The organism is Pantoea sp. JKS000250, from assembly GCF_003201065.1.
In the GTDB taxonomy this organism is placed as follows: Bacteria; Pseudomonadota; Gammaproteobacteria; order Enterobacterales; family Enterobacteriaceae; genus Pantoea; species Pantoea vagans.
On the sequence record NZ_QICZ01000001.1, the window covers coordinates 349,106 to 370,088 of the forward strand.

The window sequence follows — 20,983 nt, forward strand, 5'->3', positions numbered from 1 at the left end:
GATAAACGCCAGCTATCGCACCATTAAGTCAATCAATTAGACAAGGTATGAGGATATCTGCAGACTTTGTTTCACCATCAGGCTATAACCTGATAACAAACACCAAACAATAATTCCTACTATAAAAAGCCTGCACTCAATATGAAATTTAAACGCCAAATCAAACCCTACCGCGCGGCTGCGGGCGGCTGGGGTTCACTGGAAGCCACCACGCGTTTCGTTCTTGACAGCAAAGCGGCCCTGAAAAATATGCGCAATCTGATGCGCATGAACAAAGCACGCGGTTTTGACTGTCCGGGCTGCGCCTGGGGTGATGACAATAAAAGTACCTTCAGCTTCTGCGAAAACGGCGCCAAAGCGGTGACCTGGGAAGCGACACGCCGCATGGTCGACAGCGATTTTTTCGCTAAGCACAGTGTGACAACGCTTTATACCCAGAGTGACTACTTCCTGGAGTATCAGGGGCGTCTGACCCATCCACTACGCTACAACGCGGAAACCGACCACTACGAGCCGATCAGCTGGGATGATGCCTTTGCACTGATCGCGCAGCACATCAAGGCGATGGACCATCCGGACCAGATGGAGCTTTACACATCCGGTCGCGCCAGCAATGAAGCCTCCTGGCTTTATCAGCTGTTTGGCCGCCTGATGGGCACCAACAACTTCCCTGACTGCTCCAACATGTGCCACGAAGCCAGCGGCACCGGGCTGAAGCGCAGCATTGGCGTCGGCAAAGGCACTATTCGCCTGGATGATTTCGATCACGCTGATGCCATTTTTGTCTTCGGGCAGAACCCTGGCACCAACCATCCGCGTATGCTGCACAGCCTGCGTCACGCTGCCGATCACGGCGCGAAGATCGTCACCTTCAATACCCTGCGCGAGCGCGGTCTGGAACGTTTTGCCGATCCACAGAAACCGCTGGAAGTGGTGACGTCGAAAGCCGGCAACATCAGCTCCTCCTATTACCAGCCGAACCTGGGCGGTGATATGGCGGCGGTACGCGGCATGGTGAAATCCCTGCTGGAGACCCATCGTGCGCGTCTGGCCGCCGGTGAAAGTGGCCTGTTTGATCAGACCTTTATCAATGCCAAAACCAACGGCATTGAGGCCTATCTCGACGCGGTGGACAACACCAGCTGGATGCAGATTGTGGCGCAGTCTGGCCTGACACAGGCGCAGATCCGTGAAGCGGCTGCCATCTATCAGAGCGCTGATCGTGTGATCTGTACCTGGGCGATGGGCATTACCCAGCATAAGCACTCGGTCGACACGGTACGCGAAATCACCAACCTGCAGCTGCTGTTTGGCCAGCTGGGCAAAAAAGGCGCAGGCCTCTGCCCGGTTCGCGGTCACAGTAATGTGCAGGGCAACCGCACCATGGGTATCGATGAGAAACCGGCCAAAGCCTTCCTGGATGCGCTGGGTAATCATTTTGGTTTCGAGCCACCGCGTGCCCCAGGCCACAACACCGTTGAAGCGCTGAACGCGATGCTGCGTGATGAAGTCAAAGTGCTGATCGCGCTGGGTGGCAACCTGGCTGCGGCTGCGCCCGATTCACCGCGCACCGAAGAGGCGCTGTCACGCTGTGGTCTGACCGTGCATATCAGCACCAAACTGAACCGCAGCCATCTGGTGCCGGGTCACGAAGGGCTGATTCTGCCAACACTGGGTCGCACCGAGCGCGATACCCAGGCAACCGGCAATCAGTTCATTACCGTGGAAGACTCTTTCAGCATGGTCCACGCCTCTGAAGGTATCGGTATTCCGCTGGCGGAAACACAGCGTTCAGAAACTTCGATTGTTGCGGGTATCGCCCAGGCCGTGCTGGGTGATGAGAAAGTGAAATGGCGCGAGCTGGCGGGTGATTACAACCTGATCCGTGAGCACATTGCCGCGACGATTCCGGGCTTTGCCGACTTCAACGCCAAATGCGATATCCCGGGTGGTTTCTATCTGGGCAACGCAGCAGCAGAGTTGCGCTTTAATACGCCAAGCCAGAAAGCGGAGTTCAACGCGTCGGCGCTACCGTCCTCGCTGTTCCCGACGCTGGATCAGGACGTGCCATTTACGCTGCAGACGCTGCGTTCCCATGACCAGTACAACACCACTATTTACGGCCTTGATGACCGTTACCGTGGCGTGTTTGGTCAGCGTGAAGTGGTGTTCATTAACCCGGACGATATGGCAGACCTGGGCTTCACCGAAGGCCAGAATGTTGATATCGAAACGCTGTGGAATGATGGTATCACCCGTCGCGTCAGCGGCTTCAAACTGGTTCCCTACAATATTCCGCGCGGTAACCTGGCGGCCTATTATCCGGAAACCAACCCGCTGGTGCCGCTGAACAGCTTTGGCGATGACAGCGGTACACCGACCTCTAAATCGGTGCCGGTGAAGCTGGAACTCTCTGAGGCACTGGCCGATCAGCGCATCGCCTGATAGCGCCTTCGCCACACCCTGAAAAGCCGGTTCGTCCGGCTTTTTGCCTTGCCGCGCGGCGTCGATTCGCGTAAAACTGTCAGCCGCAATCAGCCAACGAAACGTAAAAATTATGTTCCAGGATAACCCGCTGCTCGCGCAGCTGAAAGAGAAGCTCCATTCGCAAACGCCTCGTGCTGAAGGCGTCGTTAAAGGCACCGAAAAAGGCTTCGGCTTTCTGGAAGTCGATGCGCAAAAAAGTTACTTCATTCCGCCACCGCAGATGAAGAAAGTCATGCATGGCGATCGTATCACCGCCGTGATCCACAGCGATAAAGATCGCGAAAGCGCTGAGCCGGAAACCCTGATTGAACCGTTCCTGAGCCGCTTTGTTGGCCGGGTGCAGAAAAAAGACGATCGCCTGTCGATTGTGCCGGATCATCCCCTGCTGAAAGATGCCATTCAGTGTCGCCCTGCGCGCGATGTCAGCCATGCATTTGAAAATGGTGACTGGGCCGTGGCGGAAATGCGTCGCCATCCCCTGAAGGGCGACCGCGGCTTTTATGCCGAACTTACCGATTTTATTGTCAAAGCTGATGACCATCTGGCGCCGTGGTGGGTGACGCTGTCGCGTCATAACCTTGAGCGTGAAGCGCCTGACGTCAGCTTTGGCGAGATGCTGGATGAAAATCTGACGCGTGAGGATCTGACCGCGCTGGATTTCGTCACCATTGACAGTGCCAGCACCCAGGATATGGATGATGCGCTCTATGTGGAAGCGCAGGATGATGGCACCCTGCGTCTGACTATCGCTATCGCCGATCCGACCGCCTACGTGCCGGAAGGCAGCCAGCTTGATAAGCTGGCGGCGCAGCGCGCGTTTACCAACTATCTGCCGGGCTTCAACATCCCGATGCTGCCGCGCGAACTCTCTGATGATGTCTGCTCGCTACGTCCGAATGTGCGCCGTCCGGCGCTGGCCTGCCGCGTCACGGTGGCCGCCGATGGCACCTTAAGTGATGACGTCGAGTTCTTTGCGGCCTGGATTGAGTCCAAAGCCAAGCTGGCCTACGACGACGTCTCAGACTGGCTGGAAAACAGCGGCAGCTGGCAGCCGGAGAGTGAGGCGATTGCGGAACAGATTCGTCTGCTGCACCGTCTATGCCTGGCGCGCAGCGAATGGCGTCAGACCCACGCGCTGGTGTTTAAAGATCGCCCGGACTACCGCTTCCTGCTGGGTGAAAAAGGCGAAGTGCTGGAGATCGTGGCTGAACCTCGCCGTATCGCTAACCGCATCGTTGAAGAGTCGATGATTCTGGCGAACGTCTGCGCGGCGAAAGTGCTGCGTGACCGTCTTGGCTTTGGTATCTATAACGTCCATGCCGGTTTCGATGCGACCAATGCTGAGCAGGCCGCCGCCGTGCTGGCCAATCACGGTATTACCGTGGATGCACAGGCGATCACCACGCTGGACGGTTTCCGCGTGCTGCGTCGTGAGCTTGATGCCCAGCCCACCCAGTTTCTCGACAGCCGCATCCGTCGTTTCCAGACCTTCGCGGAGATCAGCACCGAGCCAGGCCCGCACTTTGGCCTCGGTCTGGAGGCGTACGCCACCTGGACCTCACCGATTCGTAAGTTCGGCGACATGATCAACCATCGTCTGCTGAAAGCGATTATTCGCGGTGAGCAGATTGCCCGCCCGGATGATGCCGTAACGGTGACGATGAGTGAACGCCGTCGCCTGAACCGGATGGCGGAACGTGATGTCGGCGACTGGCTCTACGCCCGTTATCTGGCCCCGTTTGCGGGCACCGACCGTCGCTTCAGCGCTGAGATTATCGATGTGTCGCGCGGCGGTATGCGCGTTCGCCTGGTCGAGTTTGGCGCCGTCGCCTTTATCCCGGCACCCTTCATTCACGCCGTGCGTGATGAGCTGGTTCTCAGCCAGGAAAATGGCAGCGTGCAGATTAAAGGTGAAGTGGTTTACCGCGTAACTGACGTGATTGAGGTGACCATCGCCGAAGTCCGTATGGAAACCCGCAGCGTTGTGGCCCGTCCTGCCGTCTGAACACGGCGTGATTAAGCTTTAAATCTGGCGGGATAACTTCGGTTATCCCGCCTGTTACCGTCCCGTCCGCGTTACAAAAACGTTAAATTTGTACCCCGCTTCACACTTCTCCACTGATTAACTTTCACTTACATTCCATTACATTAAGTTTAACTCGTTGTTTTTGATCGCCTTCCCTCGGTCCCTACAAGGAGTTAGTCATGAAAAACGTCAAAACCAGTGTCATCTGGTTAGTGGTGGCGTTAATCGGCGCAGGCGCTTTCGCCATGCTGGCCCTCAGCCGCGGCGAACACGTCAACGCAGTCTGGCTGGTGATAGCCGCTGTCGCCTGTTACAGCATCGCGTATCGCTTCTACAGCCTGTTTATCGCCCGCAATATCTTCGAACTGGACGATCGCCGGATGACCCCCGCCGAGCGGCTAAGTGACGGACTCGATTATGTCCCGACCAATAAATGGGTGCTGTTTGGTCATCATTTCGCGGCTATTGCCGGTGCCGGTCCGCTGGTCGGCCCGATTCTGGCGGCGCAGATGGGCTTTCTGCCGGGCACCATCTGGATTCTGGTCGGCGTGATGCTGGCGGGCGCGGTACAGGATTTCCTGATCCTGTTTATCTCCACCCGCCGTGACGGTCGTTCGCTGGGCGAGATGGCGCGGCAGGAGCTGGGGGCGTTTGCCGGTGTGGTGACGATGCTCGGCGCGCTGGGCGTGATGATCATTATCCTGTCGGCGCTGGCGCTGGTTGTCGTGAAGGCGCTGGCGAACAGTCCGTGGGGCCTGTTTACCATTGCGGCCACTATTCCCATTGCGCTGTTTATGGGCGTTTACATGCGCTTTATCCGGCCCGGTAAAATCGCCGAAGTGTCACTGATTGGCTTTGTGCTGATGATGGCGGCGATTATTTATGGCGGTGACGTGGCACAGCATCCTTACTGGGGCCCCTTCTTTACCCTGAAAGGCACCTCGCTGACCTGGGTTCTGGTGATTTACGGCTTTATTGCTTCGGTACTACCGGTCTGGCTGCTGCTGGCACCGCGCGACTACCTTTCGACCTTTCTTAAAATCGGCGTGATTGTCGGGCTGGCGGTGGGCATCGTTTTTGCGATGCCTGAGATGAAAATGCCAGCGGTGACCAAATTTATCGACGGCACCGGCCCGGTCTTCTCCGGCGCGATGTTCCCGTTCCTGTTTATTACCATCGCCTGCGGCGCGATCTCCGGCTTCCATGCGCTGGTCTCCAGCGGCACCACGCCGAAGCTGGTGGAGCGGGAAAGTCATATCCGTTTTATTGGCTATGGTGCCATGCTGATGGAGTCGTTTGTGGCGATCATGGCGCTGATTTGTGCCTCGGTGCTGGATCCGGGCGTCTACTTTGCCATGAACTCACCCGCCGCGCTGATTGGCACCACCGTTGAAAGCGCGTCGCAGGTGATCAACGGCTGGGGTTTTGTCGTGACGCCCGAAATGCTGAGCGGTATTGCCCGTGACGTGGGTGAAGGCTCGATTCTCTCCCGCGCAGGCGGCGCGCCCACTTTCGCCGTCGGTATGGCCCACATCATTACCGAAATCTTTAACAGCCGCGCGATGATGGCGTTCTGGTATCACTTCGCCATTCTGTTCGAAGCACTATTCATCCTGACCGCCGTCGATGCGGGTACCCGCGCCTGCCGTTTTATGGTGCAGGATCTGGTGGGCACCGTGGTGCCTTCTCTGGCGAACAACCGCTCCTGGCTGGGTAACATGGCGGGCACCACCGTTGCAGTCGCGGGCTGGGGCTTCTTTGTCTATCAGGGCGTGGTCGATCCACTGGGCGGCATTAACACCCTGTGGCCACTGTTTGGTATCGGCAACCAGATGCTGGCGTCGATGGCGCTGATTCTTGGCACCGTCGTGCTGTTCAAAATGAAAAAGCAGCGCTATGCCTGGGTGACTATTCTGCCCACCGTCTGGCTGTTTATCACTTCGATGACCGCGGGATGGCAGAAAATTTTCCACGAAAAACCGTCCATTGGCTTCCTGGCCCAGGCGAATAAGTTCCGCAAAGGGCTGGATGAAGGCGTGATCATTGCGCCGGCAAAAAGCGTGGCGGATATGCAGACCATCGTGTTCAGCAATCAGATTAATGCGGCGCTATGCGCCTTCTTTATGCTGGTGGCGGTCACGATGCTGGTCGCCGCGTTCTTTGTGATTCGTCGTGCGCTGAACAGTGCAGTGCCAACCACCAGCGAGACGCCGGTGGCACTGCGCAACAAGGCGGTGCGTCATGTCTGATGCCATTCATCAGGGCCATCGTCCACAGGGTGAGTGGCAGATTATCCGCTGCCACCTGACGGCTTCGCCGATGCCGCAGGCACTCAGCTGGCGGGGATTCTGGCGCGGTCTGCAACAGTGCTTCCGCTTAATGGTCGGGGTCCAGGATTATCAAAAATATCTGCAGCATATGCGTCTGCATCATCCCGATCAGCCGCCGATGAATGAGCGCGATTTCCATCGTTACTGCCTGGACGCCCGCTTCCCCAGCCAGGCGGGTAAACTGGGCAAATGCCCCTGCTGACCGCACGCTACAGCCCCGCGCCGCCGGGGCTTTTTTGTGCCATTCTTATCTGGATGGAAAAATATATTTGGTTTGCATCTTGTGCTGGCGTCAGATGATGAATACTGTTGCTAAAATAATGAGATAACGCCTGCAGAGCACTTCCCGGAGGAAGTTTCCATGACCGATGAACACGGGCAAACGTTGTTGTACACTCTTTTTGGTACAACCAGCCCTCATTGGCGTCTGACCGCGGACAGCGATGCGTTGCATTTTGCCGAAGATGAGTCATCACAAACCAATATCGCCCTGCCGCTGACCCCCGGCCAGGCCGCAATGATCCGCGCGATGCCGGTCATCACCTCAAGCATCAATCTGACTATGACCCTTCAGGGCATTGATGTGCCGATGCATTTTGTCGGACGTAAAGTGAATCAGGCTTCATGGGCCGGCACCGCCTCCGCCTGGGGCGATACGTCTGCAGTTGCCCGCGATTTAACCCTGGGGCTATCGTTCGCTGAACAGGTGGTTTCTGAAGCTAATTCGGTGATTGTAATCCTCGATCAGCGCGGCAATATTCAGCGTTTTAACCGCCTGAGTGAAGAATATACCGGCCTGAATGAGCACGAGGTTATTGGCCGTAACGTCTTTCAGCTTTTTATGACCAAACAGGAAGCCTCACAGTCACGACGCAACATTGCGGGCTTCTTCCGTGACGGTAACTCTTATGAGGTTGAGCGCTGGGTTAAAACCAAAAAAGGTCAGCGACTGTTTCTGTTTCGTAATAAGTTTGTTCACAGCGGCAGTGGCAAAAATGAAATTTTCCTCATCTGTTCTGGCACAGACATCACCGAGGAGCGACGCGCCCAGGAACGCCTGCGGGTGCTGGCAAACACCGATACGGTGACCGGTTTGCCCAATCGCAACGCCATTCATCAACAGATTAGCCTGGCGCTGGAGCGATCCGAGGGGGATGAGACCGGCGTGGTTTATCTCGACCTCGATAATTTTAAAAAAGTGAACGACGCCTACGGTCATATGTTCGGCGATCAGTTGCTGCAGGCAGTTTCACTGGCCATCCTCAGCTGTCTGGGTAAAGACCAGACCCTGGGCCGTCTGGGTGGCGACGAGTTTGTGGTGCTGGCTGAGCACACCAGCCAGGCTGCACTGGAAGCGATGTCTTCCCGCATTCTTGAGCGGCTGCGTCAGCCTTTCCGTATCGGGCTAATCGAAGTTTACAGCGGCTGTTCAATTGGCATCGCTTTCGCGCCGCTGCATGGCGACGATCGCGAGAGCCTGATTCGCAACGCAGACACCGCGATGTATCACGCTAAAGAGAACGGGCGCGGCAAGTTCTGCGTGTTTGCGGCAGAGATGAACCAGCGGGTCTTTGAGTATCTGTGGCTGGATACTAACCTGCGCAAGGCGCTGGAACTGGATCATCTGCTGGTGCACTATCAGCCAAAAATCGACAGCGACGGCCAGGTCCGCAGCGCTGAAGCACTGGTGCGCTGGAACTCACCAGAGCGTGGTCTGGTCTCGCCCGCTGACTTTATTCCCTATGCTGAAGAGTCAGGGCTGATTGTGCCGCTGGGACGCTGGGTCATGCTCAACGTGCTGAAGCAGATTATCGCCTGGCGTGAGCAGGGCATTTTTCTGCGCGTCGCCGTCAACGTTTCGGCCCGTCAGCTGATTGATCAGAGCATCTACACTGACCTTAAACAGGCGCTGCACGAGGCTAATATTACCGACTGCCCCATCGATATTGAGCTGACCGAAAGCTGCCTGATTGAGAATGAAACTGAAGCGCTGAAGCTGATGAAGCAGTTTCAGGAACTGGGCGCACAGGTGCACCTGGATGACTTTGGCACCGGCTACTCCTCGCTTTCTCAACTGGCACGCGTGCCAATCAATGCCATCAAACTCGACCAGAGCTTTATCCGCGATATTAACAAGCAGCCGGTTTCACAATCGCTGGTGCGCGCTATCGTCGCCGTCGCCAAGGCGCTCGATTTGCAGGTCATTGCTGAGGGTATTGAGACCCCGGATGAAGAGAAGTTTGTCCTCAAAAGTGGTGTCGATGGGCGTCAGGGTTACTATTACGCAAAACCAATGCCCGCGGAACAATTTGGGCATTGGCTGGCTAAGCATCCTGCCCGCGTTTAACGCTGGTTAAGATTAACCCGCTTTACGCAGTGATGCGCTGTGGCGGTTTTGTAACTGTACCAGGCGTTCCATATAAGCAATATCTTTGGGTTCGATAGTGAAAGCATAATCAACCCAATCCTCAGTAATATCCATCAGCTCAGCGCGTGACAGTTGCAGCACGCGCTGACGCGCTTTCAGCATCGCCCGCACGCCATTGAGCTTAGGCCGTAACGTATCAATAAAGGTGCGTGTGGCGCGGTAGCTGTCGCCAGGCTGGAAGACTTTATCCACCAGTCCGCGCGTCTCATACCACTCCGCGCTATGGGACTCCCCTTCACAGATTAACTCCTCTGCCAGCTTCATGCCGGAACGACGCGCCACCAGCGAGTAGCCACCCATGCCAGGAAACAGGTTAAAGGCAATTTCCGGGAAGCCCATCCGCGCGTTGTTCTGCGCCAGAATGAAGTGATGCGCCAGCGCCGCTTCAAATCCACCGCCCAGCGCACTGCCTTCAATCATCGCCAGCGTCACCGCGCCGGTGTCGAAACCGCGTGCTGCTGAGTGTATGCAGTCCACACAGGCACGGGCATAGGCCCGCAGCGCCTCACGGCGGTTGTTGCGAATGCACTCGACGAAGAAGCGCAGATCGCCACCGGCGTTGAACATCTGCGGCACCAGTGAGCCGGTGACCCAGAAATCGATTGGCAGACCGGAGCGCTGAGCGGCATAGCTCAGGTTCATGATCTCCTCAATCAGTTCGTGGTTGAAGCTCGGACGGGGCTGAGCGCGCAGCATCATCCACATGGTACGACGCCCTTCTTCGTAATAGGCGACTAACTGCGTGGTGTTGCCGACTTCGGTAAATAATCTGCACGTTGCTTGGTTAATAACTGTCATTGTCTCATCCTCTGTTTATATTTTGATGCGTTAAATACGCCACATCAGCGTAATGCAGAGTGAGGCCAGACCAAATGAGAGATTGATTTACAACACAAAATCCAGAGTGATCCCCGACTGGCGCGTCGGGGATTGATTAGGCGGGTTACTTAATAGCGGCACGCTGCCCGACGGCAACATGAAGACGCTTAAGACGTTTTGAATAGATGGCGGTGATGATGGGCACCAGCACAGAGGTCACAATCACGGACGTGGCAACCAGCGCCGTGGCTGCCGGGGCAACCGGTTTAAACTGCGGCAGCATTTCGGCAATCAGCACCGGTGTGGCCACCGCCGCGCCTGCCGTACTGGATGCAGCCACGCCAGCCGTGCCATCTCCCCCGCCAATCAGCCGATCGGCCAGAATAAGCGGGATGCCGGTAATGATGATGACGGCTATACCCAGCATGATGCCCAGCAGACCGGTTTCCGCAATCACCCCAAGGTTAATGGTGTTACCCAGGGCAAAAGCGAAGAAGGGAATCAGCGTATGTACCGCTTTTCCGAAGAAGTCGCGCAACTCCTGATCAAGATTCCCTAATGCAAATCCGACCACAAACGGCAGGACTGCGCCGACAAACACGTGCGGCTCGAATGAGGCGATGCCGGCGGTGCCCAGAATCACCATGGTCATCAATGGCCCGGACTCCAGCGACATCAATACAAAGGCGCCCGCTTCCTCTTTCGAACCGTACTGTTGCATGATGGAGGCATAAAGACCGCCATTGGTCATATCCATCGCGGCGACCAGCGCCAGCGTCGATAAGCCGGCAAACATCCCCACTTCTACGCCATTTTCCGGCATCACTCGCGAGGCGATCGCCGCTACCACCCATGCCACGGCAATTTTGGTAAGCACCAGCGTGCCTGATTTACGCAGTACCGTTCCGGTGGCGCTGAGTTTTATCGACGCCCCCATACAAAAGAACCAGACGGCCAGGATGGGCACGGTGCCGGTCATCAGACCGTTGGTGAAAGAACCGAAATATTTCCCGGCCCCTGGTGAGAACGTATGGCAGAGTGCGCCGATAAACAGCGGTACGAGCATCATGCCGCCCGGAATTTTATCTATTGCCCGTTTGATGTGCATATGAATGTCACCTTTGCTATGCCAGAGGGTGGAGCTGGAAGTGCCCGAAGGCGATGCAGGCAAAGTAGTGACTTGAGGTGACCAAAACAGTGATCGATTCGATAAAATGAAACACTGTTTTATTTTTGTTGATAAGTTGTTTTGTTAACTATGATGCGGATCGCCATACCAGTCTCAAAAGAGCCCAAAAAAACGGGACGCTATTGCGTCCCGCCTGTTATTTCTGGCCATACCAGGCATTCTCGCCATGCTTTCGCAGATAGTGCAGGTCAAGCAGCGTCTGATTGATAGGCGGGAGGTTAGCGGTCAGCTGCTGGCTGAACAGCCCCATGTAGGCCACCTCTTCCAGCACGACGGCGCTGTGCACGGCGGCGTGGGCATCTTTCCCCCACGCAAAGGGGCCATGGGAATTGACCAGCACCGCCGGGATCGCCGAGGGTGACAATTCACGCTGCGCGAAGGTCTCGATGATCACCTGGCCGGTATTCCACTCATAGTCGTGCTGAATCTCTTCATTACGCATGGCGCGAGTACAGGGGATCTCGCCATAGAAATCATCAGCGTGGGTGGTTCCCCAGGCCGGAATGGGGCGTCCGGCCTGTGCCCAGATAGTGGCATGCCGCGAGTGAGTATGGACAATACCGCCTACCTCAGGCCAGGCAAGATAGAGCGCCCGGTGTGTCGCCGTGTCCGATGAGGGTCGTTTATCCCCTTCTGCCACCTCACCAGTCGCCAGATCGACCACCACCATGTCGTCGCGCTTCATCACGTCATAGCTTACGCCAGACGGTTTAATCACCAGCAAGCCCTGTTCGCGATTAACCGCACTGACATTGCCCCAGGTGAAGGTCACCAGGTTATATTTGGGTAAATCCAGATTCGCTTCCAGAACCTGTTGTTTAAGGTGTTCCAGCATGCCTTTTCTCCTGCTGACAATCGTCCCTGAATTTTGCGGAGTCAGACGCCAAAGGGTTATGGAGCAAATGGCTATAAACGCAGAAGGAATGGCTGTGAATCGAAAAATGTGTGGTGATTTAAGAATTTTCTATCTTCGGAATTTATCCAGAATGCTTAGAATCTTCTCAGGCAATGCGTGGACCTGTCGGGTCCGGCACTGCGCCTCACCCGCTACAAACGGTTTGTCCATGGTGATCACATTTCGATGCCGTCACGGATGCGGCAATGATGCGACACAAGCGGGCTGAGGAAATATCGGAGCTATACTAAGAGTGTTGCCTCTGTGAGCACATCAAAGGAGAAGTGTATGACAACAACAATGAAACGAATCACTGCCGTTGTACTGGCGACCACGTTAGCTGTTGCACTGAGCGGCTGTTCTAACTGGTCTAAACGTGACCGCAACACCGCGATTGGCGCGGGCGCGGGCGCAATTGGTGGTTCAGTATTGACCAATGGTAGCGCACTAGGCACAGTCGGCGGCGCCGCTGTCGGTGGCATTATCGGTCATCAGGTCCACTAAGGACCTTATTAAAAGAATAATCGGCTACGCTAAGCATCTGCATGACAATCGGGCTACTCTGGTAGCCCGATTTTTTATTCATCCACCCGCCAGTTTGACCTTCATCCCTTTGGCTTCCAGCAGCGTTTTCAGTAAATCGCGTTTATCGCCCTGAATCTCAATAACGCCCTCTTTTACCGAACCGCCACAGCCACACTTCTTTTTCAGTTCAGCTGCCAGCAGCGTCAGAGCCGCATCATCCAGGTCGATGCCGGTGATCAGGCAGACGCCTTTGCCCTTGCGTCCGCTGGTCTGACGCTGGATCCGCACAACACCATCCCCTTTTGGCCGTTCCGCTTTTGGCTCAGGCTGCGTGATGCGCCCGCTGTCGGTTGAGTAAACCAGTGGATTGTCATTCGCCATTATTGTGTCTCCAGATTGTCCAGGATCACCTGCAGGGCGGCGGCGGGATCGGCGGACTGCGTAATCGGACGCCCGATAACCATGTAGTCCACACCCGCCTGCTTCGCCTGCTGCGGTGTCATGATACGACGCTGATCGCCGGCATCGCTGCCTGCCGGACGAATCCCCGGCGTGACCAGCGCAAACTCCTGACCCAGCGCCTGTTTGAAGCGGACCGCTTCATGTGCAGAACAGACCACACCATCCAGTCCGCACGACTGGGTCAGCTTCGCCAGTCGTTCTGCCTGTTCGGCAGGGGAAAGCGTAATGCCCAGCTCTCTGAGATCGTCGGCATCCATGCTGGTCAGTACGGTCACCGCAATCAGCAGGGGTGCATCTTTACCAAAGGGAAGCAGCGCCTCACGCGCCGCATTCATCATCCGCGCCCCGCCGCTGGCATGCACATTGACCATCCAGACACCAAGATCCGCTGCGGCAGCCACGGCATGTGCGGTAGTGTTAGGAATATCATGGAATTTAAGATCGAGGAACAGCTCAAAGCCGCGCTGCTGCAGGGTGTTAACCAGCGCGGGACCAAACAGCGTAAACATCTCTTTGCCCACTTTCAGGCGGCAACTGCGGGGATCGATCTGGTCGACAAAACGCAACGCGCTGTCGAGGTCATGATAATCCAGCGCTACCAGAATCGGCGAAGCGGTCACGTTGTGGGGTGAAGGCATGGCATTTCCTCTGCAGTGAGCACCCGCAGGCGCGATTGACAAACGGCAAGCATTCTACCTGCGGTGTCTGACCATCACAATCGCCATTGCCCCTCTGCCTGGCAATAAATGCACCTCTGCTGAAGCCTGCTGATTATTGCCTATATGGTATGTTGTAACTATTATGGGGTGAAGTCAATTCAGTTATAACGGCCGCTTTACTGGCCGTCGAGACCACGGATGGGCTTCACTGAAGACCACGTCCGGCAGGATGGACAGTGCCAGTAAAGTGCATGTGCGGTAAAACCACACTTCTGGCAGCGATAGCGTGGCTTGGTGCGAATCTGTTCACCCACCATGTCGCGCAGCACCATCAGACTCTCTTTGGCCCGGCCATCTTCGGCTTCACGCAGATTTAAATCCATCAGGCGATGGAAGACTCGCATCGTCGGATGGCGCTCAAGCTGACGACTGATGTAATTTTGTGCCGCTTCAGCGCCCTGCTGCTGTTCAAGGATGTCTGAAAGATAAAGTTCCGCTGCCGCGCCGGTGTTCTGTTCCACACAGCGCTGCAGAAAGTCTGCCCAGGCATCAGGCTGATTGAGCCGCTGGAAACAGGTCTCCAGCATGCCCAATGTTTCACTCACCAGCTCTTTATCCTGATCCAGCACGCGCTGCAGATGACCCACCGCTCTGGCGTAGTCTTCTTTTTCCATCAGAATACGGCCCATCATAATGGAGATGCGTGCGCTGTTGCGGTCGGCCGCCTCCCCTTTCTTCAGCAGGCTCATCGCACGATCCAGATCGTCGCTGCTCATCGCCTGTAACGCCAGTTCACAGTAGAAGTGAGCAATTTCGCCTTTCTGCTTCTCTTTGCCGAGCTTAACCAGGCGTTCTGCGACCTCGATGGCCTGTTGCCAGTCACTGGTGGCCTGGTGAATCAGTAACAGCTGCTGTAGCGCGCCGATACGAAAATCCGTTTCATCGGTGAGCTGCTTAAACATATCTTCTGCGCGGTCATATAAGCCCGCCGCCATATAGTCGCGACCCAGCTGCTGAACGGCAAGCAGACGCTGCTCGTAGCTCAGGGAAGCACTTTCCATTAATGCCTGATGGATACGGATAGCGCGGTCGACTTCTCCGCGCGATCGGAACAGGTTACCCAGCGTCAGATGTGCCTCTACCGTGCCGCTGTCCTCTTTAAGCATGTCGAGGAACAGATCAACGGCTTTGTCCTGCTGATTTGAGAGCAGGAAATTGACGCCCGCCACATATTCACGTGACAGCCGGTTGGCTTCCTGTTGCTTATCCTGATGCGCGCTGCGGCGGCCCATATACCATCCATAGGCAGCCGCAACCGGCAGTAACAGAAACAGCAATTCATGCATTGAGGATTATTCCCGGCCAGCCGGAGAAGATGGCGTTGTCGCCAGGGCGGTGCTCTGCTCAATTTGCGTCTGCATACGCTTAATTTTCCGGTTGGCATTGGCCAGTGAAACACGGGTCCGCAACCAGAACAGCCCGCAGATGACCCAGCCAAGCACAAAACCTGCGCCAAACAGTGATGCCAGTAAGGTCGAGATGCTGAACTCACCCTGCGCCAGCAGATAGTTAAAAGTAATGACCTGATCGTTATGCGCGCCTAAGGTGACGGAAATGATAAAAATGACCAGTACCACTAAAAAAATCAGCAAATATTTCACAGTGCATCCTGTTGTGAGGTTATCGGGTAGAATTATGCCAAAAATCCAGCATAAATGCTGCTCCCAGCAGCATCGGGCGAGTCGCTTTTGCGCAGGCCCGACTAATAATATGGGGTCTTAAGGGTGAATTACAATCAGGGCTCCCGCTGTGCCACCTCTTTTTGCTCTTCCGGCGGCAGTGTCAGCGGGCCGCAGAAGCACTGTGCCAGCCAGGTCGCAACGGTGACCAGCAACCAGGAGATCACGGTTGCCATCGCCAGATCGCGTGGCCAGTGCATGCCCAGCAGCAGGCGGCTCGCCATCACGCCCGTCGCCCACAGGAAAATCACCACCACGGTTTTATAATGCCGACGCGGCCAGAGCAGTCCCAGTGCCAGCAGTGCCCAGCTGGCGGCGAACATGGTATGCCCCGACGGAAAAGCAAAGCCGGTTTCAAACGCCCAGTGTCGTTTCAGCCAGCCCGGAATCTGCGTCTCATCGGCAATCAATGACGTCACCATCTCACCACGCTGTTTACGCTTCAGCTCGTAGAACGTTTTCTCATCCAGCCCGTGATGCTGCTCCAGCCAGATCACATAGGGACGCGGCTCCTGAATCTGCTCTTTGATAAAGGATTTGGTGTATTGTCCCGCCAGAATAGTGGCGTTCATGATCAGCAGCAGCAGGATGGCGGGCTTCAGGCGAAAGCGCAGGCACCAGAGCATCCAGGCGCTCAGCAGCACGCTGGTGACTATACCCCACGGATTGGTGACGGTTTCCGTCATCCAGAAGAGACTCTTCAGCAGCGCATTACTTTCACCTGGCTGCCAGCGCCAGCCGGTAAGCCAGACGGCAACCGGCATAATGAGCAACAGCAGCATTCCGAAGGTGGTACGACGCGAAATCTTAAACATCCTCTTCCCTTATCCTGGTGTCAAATGTCAACATTTGAATAACTTTAGCTTAAAAAAGAATAACATAACCGTTGCCGATTGGATAATCGTGCTTTATCACTGCAATTGGTCTCAGAGATTACCAGCCCGCTTCCGGGTTGTGGCACAATATTGCACGTTTGTCAGGCCACACTGGCCTGTGCGCTATCATGATGATAGTGCATCCTCTGAAGGTTCTGGAGAGTCACATGCAGCTTAAACGGGTGGCAGAAGCCAAACTGCCCACGCCATGGGGAGATTTCCTGATGGTTGGTTTTGAAGAATTGGCAACCGGACATGACCATGTTGCACTGGTCTTTGGCGATATTAATGATAACGAGCCGGTACTGGCGCGCGTTCACTCCGAATGCCTGACCGGCGATGCACTCTTCAGCCTGCGTTGCGACTGTGGTTTTCAGCTGGAAGCCGCGCTCAATGCCATCGCAGAAGAAGGTCGCGGCGTGCTGCTCTATCACCGTCAGGAAGGCCGTAACATTGGTCTGCTGAATAAGATCCGCGCCTATGCGTTGCAGGATAAAGGTTATGACACCGTAGAAGCGAATCATCAGCTTGGCTTTGCCGCCGATGAGCGCGACTTCACCCTGTGCGCAGATATGTTCAAACTGCTGGGCGTGAATGAAGTGCGTCTGCTGACCAACAATCCGCGCAAAGTGGAGATCCTCAGCGAAGCCGGGATCAACATTGTTGAACGTGTGCCGCTGGTCGTGGGACGTAATCCGAAGAATGCGCACTATCTGGATACGAAAGCGGAAAAGATGGGGCATCTGCTGCCGAAGTCATAAATGAAAAAGCCGGGTTTTCCCCGGCTTTTTTGTCAGTCCAGCATGTTGCGGATAACGTAGTGCAGGATGCCGTCGTTGCGGTAATAGGTCAGCTCATTACCGGTATCGATGCGACAACGGGTGTCCAGCTCTTCCTTACTGCCGTCAGCACGGGTCAACGTGACTTTCACGCTGCAGCCTGGCGTCAGTGCCTGAAGATCTTCCACGTCAATGCGCTCTTCACCGGTCAGCCCCAGAGTTTTGCGGGTCACGCCCTGCGGGAACTCCAGAGGCAGAATGCCCATCCCAATCAGGTTAGAGCGGTGAATACGCTCAAACGATTCGGCAATGACGACCCTTACCCCCTGCAGACGAGGCCCTTTAGCAGCCCAGTCCCGGCTTGAGCCCGAGCCGTACTCCTTACCTGCAATGACCGCCAGCGGCACGCCTTCCGCCTGATATTTCATCGCCGCATCGTAGATGGCCAGCTGTTCGCCACTCGGATAGTGTCGGGTATAGCCGCCCTCCACGCCTGGCACCATCTCATTGCGGATACGAATATTGGCGAACGTGCCGCGCATCATCACTTCATGATTACCGCGACGCGACCCATAAGAGTTAAAGTCGTTGCGCTCAACGCCGTGTGACAGCAGATAGCGTCCGGCGGGACTTTCCGCTTTAATGCTGCCCGCTGGCGAGATATGGTCCGTGGTGACAGAATCGCCCAGTAATGCGAGCACCCGCGCACCGCGAATATCCTGCACCGGCTTAGGTTCTTTCTCCATATCATCAAAGAACGGCGACAGGCGGATGTAGGTCGAACCTTCATCCCAGTCGTACGTTGCCGCTTCACTGACCCTGATCGCCTGCCACTCTGGCGTGCCATCGAAGACTTCGGCGTACTCTTTGTGGAACATATCACTGGTGACCTGCTGCACGGCTGTGGCTATCTCTTCCGGCGACGGCCAGATATCTTTCAGATAGACCGGCTGGCCCTGCCTGTCGTGGCCCAGCGGCTCCGTCTGCAGGTTGATCTTCATGTTACCCGCCAGCGCGTAAGCCACCACCAGCGGCGGCGAAGCCAGCCAGTTGGTTTTAATCAGCGGATGAATACGACCTTCAAAGTTGCGGTTGCCGGATAAAACGGCACCGACCGTGAGATCGCCCGCTTTGATCGCAGACTCAATCTCATCTTTCAGCGGACCGGAGTTACCGATACAGGTGGTGCAACCATAGCCGACCAGATTAAAGCCCAGCTCGTCGAGATACGAGGTCAGCTGCGCGACGGCCAGATAATCGGAAACCACTTTGGAACCGGGTGCCAGCGAGGCTTTGACCCACGGCTGACGTTTCAGACCACGCTCTACCGCTTTCTTCGCCAGTAAACCGGCTGCCATCAGCACGCTTGGGTTAGAGGTGTTGGTACAGGAGGTAATCGCACTAATCACCACCGCGCCATCGGTCAGTGTGTGAGTCAGGCCGGTGTCGGTATCGGTATACTCAACATTTTTATGAGGTTTTTGCGCCTGATTCACTTCCAGCTCGTTGCTGGCATCAAACGCGGCGGGCACATCGCCCAGCGACACCCTGTCCTGCGGACGTTTTGGTCCGGCCAGGCTCGACTCCACCTCATTCATATCCAGTGCCAGGGTGCTGGTGAAACGCGGCTCATCGCCGGGATTGCGCCACAGACCCTGCGCTTTAGCATAGGCTTCAACTAAGGCGACCTGATCGGCATCACGTCCTGTCAGCGTCATGTAGCTCAGCGTGACGTCGTCGACCGGGAAGAATCCGCAGGTGGCGCCATACTCCGGTGCCATGTTAGCGATGGTCGCACGGTCGGCCAGCGGCAGGTCGGCCAGGCCGTCACCGTAAAACTCAACGAATTTGCCGACGACGCCATGCTTACGCAGCATCTGAGTGACGGTCAGAACGAGGTCGGTTGCGGTAATGCCTGCGCGCAGTTTGCCGGTAAGTTTAAAACCAACCACATCCGGGATCAGCATGGAGACAGGCTGACCCAGCATGGCTGCTTCAGCTTCGATGCCCCCTACTCCCCATCCCAGCACGCCGAGCGCGTTGATCATGGTGGTGTGTGAATCGGTACCGACCAGCGTGTCGGGCCAGGCATACTCTTCGCCATTGAGGGTTTCATGCCAGATCGCCTTGCCAAGATATTCCAGGTTGACCTGATGGCAGATGCCGGTTCCCGGCGGTACGACGCGGAATTTATCAAACGCTTTCTGACCCCAGCGAAGGAAAACGTAGCGCTCATGGTTACGCTCCATCTCCAGCCGGACGTTCTCTTCAAAAGCGTCATCATCACCAAAATGGTCCACGGTGACCGAATGGTCGATAACCAGATCGACAGGCGACAGCGGATTCACTTTGGCGACATCGCCGCCCAGACGATTCACCGCTTCGCGCATGGCCGCCAGGTCGACCACGGCCGGCACGCCGGTGAAGTCCTGCATTAATACGCGGGCTGGCCGGTAGGCGATTTCACGGTCGGCGTGAGCATCTTTCTGCCAGTCAACCAGCGCCTGGATATCCTCTGTGGTGACAGAGTCGCCATCCTGCCAGCGCAGTAAGTTTTCCAGCAGAACTTTAAGAGATTTGGGCAGGCTATCGATGTTGCCGAGATGTTGAGCCGCACGGGGAAGACTGAAGATGTGATATTTGTTGGTGTCGACCTGCAGTATTTCCTGACTCAGCTCGCGTAGGGTAGACGACATAGCTCCTCCTTTTTCGTTCATGGTCTTAAACCTTAGTGAGACAAAGGTTTATGTTAAAGATAGACCACAAATTCGTTAACGTTTTGATTACAACACAAATTGCTACAATCGCCGAAAACGAAAATGCCCCGTGAAAACACGAGGCATCAGAAAGAGGTGATTTAATTCAAATTATAGCGTTATCCACACCGCCGCAGACCAGAACGCAAAGGAGAAAGCATACGCGCTAAGCCAGGACATTTTAATAATATTCATTTGGTTCACTCCTTCGCCGGAATCGGGCGTAAAAGTTTTTGCGGTCGCCTGTCAATCGGCGACACCCTTTGATCTTACAGGATGTGGAAAGGGGCATTTAAAAGCCCACCGGAAACTCCGGTTATAAAAGAGCAGTGACGAATAGATGGTCTTACAACGTTATTTGTTTTTAGGTTCCAGAAACGACTCAATAAACAGTCGCTGGTTATCACTCAAATCCCATGACTCGGGGATAGACACTTTTTCGTCCTTTGCAAGGGCTTCTTTTCCTTTGCAGGATACTGGCTTGTGCTGACCCGTGGTCAAAGAACGTTTATGACTGAGTGTATGTGCCCACATGGCTTTAGCCCCAGATACGCCAAATCATTAACGCTACAACCACCCAGAACAGCGCAGAGGCAGCGAATACGGTTAACCAGGCATTGCGACGGGTGTTGCCAGTACGCTCAACCTTGGTGCTTTTTGCCGGGAAACCCGGTTGTACAGTCAGTCGTGTATTCATAGTTTTTGATAATCACTCTCAACAAAATGATTGATAACATCGATTAAGATTTAGGAGGAATCCTAAACGCGTTAAGGCCAAAAATCCAGTTATTTTTATTGAGTAAAACGATTAACGGTATTAATCAATAGGCTTCTGTAACGTAAGAAATCATTAACTCCTGAACGAATATTTAATTAAAAAGTCAGCTAATAAATTTGAGTTAATTTAAAAACAGATCCATTTAAAACTAAAGACCCATCTAAAGAACCTTATGTTTACTGGCTTCACACATCAGCTCTTAACTGGAGTATGGGAATAATCCTGGCGAGTCGCAA

The 20,983-nt window shown here is 55.3% G+C and carries 17 protein-coding genes; 7 read left to right on the forward strand and 10 right to left on the reverse strand.

Features of this window, described 5'->3' with window-relative positions; translation table 11 throughout:
* The first annotated feature begins 141 nt into the window (after nt 1-141).
* From BY447_RS01790 to pdeR, 5 genes are all read left to right on the forward strand, one after another.
* Entirely contained in the window at nt 142-2,445 is a 2,304-nt protein-coding gene (locus BY447_RS01790; protein ID WP_110330353.1) for an FdhF/YdeP family oxidoreductase, read from the forward strand.
* A 112-nt stretch (nt 2,446-2,557) separates the two neighbouring features.
* Nucleotides 2,558-4,492 carry an exoribonuclease II gene (locus tag BY447_RS01795; protein ID WP_110330354.1) on the forward strand — a complete coding sequence of 645 codons (1,935 nt, stop codon included), beginning with the start codon at nt 2,558-2,560 and terminating at the stop codon, nt 4,490-4,492.
* Between the two features lie 200 nt (nt 4,493-4,692).
* A complete protein-coding gene (locus BY447_RS01800; RefSeq protein WP_013358001.1) occupies nt 4,693-6,762 on the forward strand; it encodes a carbon starvation CstA family protein in 2,070 nt (689 codons plus the stop codon).
* Nucleotides 6,755-7,045, forward strand: a complete 291-nt coding sequence (locus BY447_RS01805) for a YbdD/YjiX family protein (RefSeq protein WP_013358002.1) — start codon at nt 6,755-6,757, stop codon at nt 7,043-7,045. The genes BY447_RS01800 and BY447_RS01805 overlap by 8 nt, the downstream gene beginning before the upstream one ends.
* 159 nt (nt 7,046-7,204) lie before the next feature.
* Nucleotides 7,205-9,190 carry a cyclic di-GMP phosphodiesterase gene (pdeR, locus tag BY447_RS01810; RefSeq protein ID WP_013358003.1) on the forward strand — a complete coding sequence of 662 codons (1,986 nt, stop codon included), beginning with the start codon at nt 7,205-7,207 and terminating at the stop codon, nt 9,188-9,190.
* 12 nt (nt 9,191-9,202) lie between these two features.
* Here the strand turns inward: pdeR and BY447_RS01815 are convergent, their stop codons facing one another.
* The 3 genes from BY447_RS01815 to araD all read right to left on the reverse strand — a co-directional run bounded on the left by BY447_RS01815 (nt 9,203) and on the right by araD (nt 12,114).
* Nucleotides 9,203-10,069, reverse strand: a complete 867-nt coding sequence (locus tag BY447_RS01815; RefSeq protein WP_003853843.1) for a crotonase/enoyl-CoA hydratase family protein — start codon at nt 10,067-10,069, stop codon at nt 9,203-9,205.
* A 145-nt stretch (nt 10,070-10,214) separates the two neighbouring features.
* The gene (kdgT, locus tag BY447_RS01820; RefSeq protein ID WP_110330355.1) at nt 10,215-11,198 is read right to left on the reverse strand and encodes a 2-keto-3-deoxygluconate transporter; all 984 of its coding nucleotides are present in this window, start codon (nt 11,196-11,198) and stop codon (nt 10,215-10,217) included.
* 217 nt (nt 11,199-11,415) lie between these two features.
* Nucleotides 11,416-12,114 (reverse strand): L-ribulose-5-phosphate 4-epimerase, encoded by a 699-nt coding sequence (gene araD, locus BY447_RS01825; protein ID WP_110330356.1) that lies wholly within the window; start codon nt 12,112-12,114, stop codon nt 11,416-11,418.
* A 348-nt stretch (nt 12,115-12,462) separates the two neighbouring features.
* Here araD and osmB point away from each other — a divergent pair, with 348 nt between their 5' ends.
* A complete protein-coding gene (gene osmB, locus BY447_RS01830; protein ID WP_003853848.1) occupies nt 12,463-12,678 on the forward strand; it encodes an osmotically-inducible lipoprotein OsmB in 216 nt (71 codons plus the stop codon).
* Between the two features lie 78 nt (nt 12,679-12,756).
* On the opposite strand, the gene yciH is transcribed toward osmB, so the two are convergent.
* From yciH to pgpB, 5 genes are all read right to left on the reverse strand, one after another.
* Nucleotides 12,757-13,080, reverse strand: coding sequence for a stress response translation initiation inhibitor YciH (gene yciH / locus BY447_RS01835; RefSeq protein WP_013358006.1), 324 nt, complete (start codon nt 13,078-13,080; stop codon nt 12,757-12,759).
* On the reverse strand, nt 13,080-13,799 hold the full coding sequence (gene pyrF / locus BY447_RS01840; protein ID WP_110330357.1) for an orotidine-5'-phosphate decarboxylase: 720 nt from the start codon (nt 13,797-13,799) through the stop codon (nt 13,080-13,082). Before pyrF ends, yciH begins: the two co-directional genes overlap by 1 nt.
* 197 nt (nt 13,800-13,996) lie before the next feature.
* Nucleotides 13,997-15,166 (reverse strand): lipopolysaccharide assembly protein LapB, encoded by a 1,170-nt coding sequence (gene lapB / locus BY447_RS01845; protein ID WP_013358008.1) that lies wholly within the window; start codon nt 15,164-15,166, stop codon nt 13,997-13,999.
* 6 nt (nt 15,167-15,172) lie between these two features.
* A complete protein-coding gene (locus BY447_RS01850) occupies nt 15,173-15,481 on the reverse strand; it encodes a LapA family protein (RefSeq protein WP_013358009.1) in 309 nt (102 codons plus the stop codon).
* Nucleotides 15,482-15,615: 134 nt separating this feature from the next.
* Nucleotides 15,616-16,374 carry a phosphatidylglycerophosphatase B gene (pgpB, locus tag BY447_RS01855; protein WP_110330358.1) on the reverse strand — a complete coding sequence of 253 codons (759 nt, stop codon included), beginning with the start codon at nt 16,372-16,374 and terminating at the stop codon, nt 15,616-15,618.
* A 227-nt stretch (nt 16,375-16,601) separates the two neighbouring features.
* Here pgpB and ribA point away from each other — a divergent pair, with 227 nt between their 5' ends.
* Nucleotides 16,602-17,195: a GTP cyclohydrolase II gene (ribA, locus tag BY447_RS01860; protein WP_033783243.1), complete on the forward strand. Its 594-nt coding sequence runs from the start codon at nt 16,602-16,604 to the stop codon at nt 17,193-17,195.
* 32 nt (nt 17,196-17,227) lie between these two features.
* Here the strand turns inward: ribA and acnA are convergent, their stop codons facing one another.
* Together acnA and BY447_RS01875 are read right to left on the reverse strand one after the other, a co-directional pair.
* Nucleotides 17,228-19,909, reverse strand: a complete 2,682-nt coding sequence (gene acnA / locus BY447_RS01865) for an aconitate hydratase AcnA (protein WP_110330359.1) — start codon at nt 19,907-19,909, stop codon at nt 17,228-17,230.
* A 598-nt stretch (nt 19,910-20,507) separates the two neighbouring features.
* On the reverse strand, nt 20,508-20,666 hold the full coding sequence (locus BY447_RS01875; RefSeq protein ID WP_003853864.1) for a YmiA family putative membrane protein: 159 nt from the start codon (nt 20,664-20,666) through the stop codon (nt 20,508-20,510).
* Nucleotides 20,667-20,983 lie beyond the last annotated feature (317 nt).

Excerpts from the sequence above, each read along its gene's own strand:
- BY447_RS01790 (WP_110330353.1), top strand. The coding sequence starts at position 142 with ATGAAATTTAAACGCCAAATCAAACCCTACCGCGCGGCTGCGGGCGGC.
- BY447_RS01795 (WP_110330354.1), top strand. The coding sequence starts at position 2,558 with ATGTTCCAGGATAACCCGCTGCTCGCGCAGCTGAAAGAGAAGCTCCAT.
- BY447_RS01800 (WP_013358001.1), top strand. The coding sequence starts at position 4,693 with ATGAAAAACGTCAAAACCAGTGTCATCTGGTTAGTGGTGGCGTTAATC.
- BY447_RS01805 (WP_013358002.1), top strand. The coding sequence starts at position 6,755 with ATGTCTGATGCCATTCATCAGGGCCATCGTCCACAGGGTGAGTGGCAG.
- pdeR (WP_013358003.1), top strand. The coding sequence starts at position 7,205 with ATGACCGATGAACACGGGCAAACGTTGTTGTACACTCTTTTTGGTACA.
- BY447_RS01815 (WP_003853843.1), bottom strand. The coding sequence starts at position 10,069 with ATGACAGTTATTAACCAAGCAACGTGCAGATTATTTACCGAAGTCGGC.
- kdgT (WP_110330355.1), bottom strand. The coding sequence starts at position 11,198 with ATGCACATCAAACGGGCAATAGATAAAATTCCGGGCGGCATGATGCTC.
- araD (WP_110330356.1), bottom strand. The coding sequence starts at position 12,114 with ATGCTGGAACACCTTAAACAACAGGTTCTGGAAGCGAATCTGGATTTA.
- osmB (WP_003853848.1), top strand. The coding sequence starts at position 12,463 with ATGACAACAACAATGAAACGAATCACTGCCGTTGTACTGGCGACCACG.
- yciH (WP_013358006.1), bottom strand. The coding sequence starts at position 13,080 with ATGGCGAATGACAATCCACTGGTTTACTCAACCGACAGCGGGCGCATC.
- pyrF (WP_110330357.1), bottom strand. The coding sequence starts at position 13,799 with ATGCCTTCACCCCACAACGTGACCGCTTCGCCGATTCTGGTAGCGCTG.
- lapB (WP_013358008.1), bottom strand. The coding sequence starts at position 15,166 with ATGCATGAATTGCTGTTTCTGTTACTGCCGGTTGCGGCTGCCTATGGA.
- pgpB (WP_110330358.1), bottom strand. The coding sequence starts at position 16,374 with ATGTTTAAGATTTCGCGTCGTACCACCTTCGGAATGCTGCTGTTGCTC.
- ribA (WP_033783243.1), top strand. The coding sequence starts at position 16,602 with ATGCAGCTTAAACGGGTGGCAGAAGCCAAACTGCCCACGCCATGGGGA.
- acnA (WP_110330359.1), bottom strand. The coding sequence starts at position 19,909 with ATGTCGTCTACCCTACGCGAGCTGAGTCAGGAAATACTGCAGGTCGAC.
- BY447_RS01875 (WP_003853864.1), bottom strand. The coding sequence starts at position 20,666 with ATGAATACACGACTGACTGTACAACCGGGTTTCCCGGCAAAAAGCACC.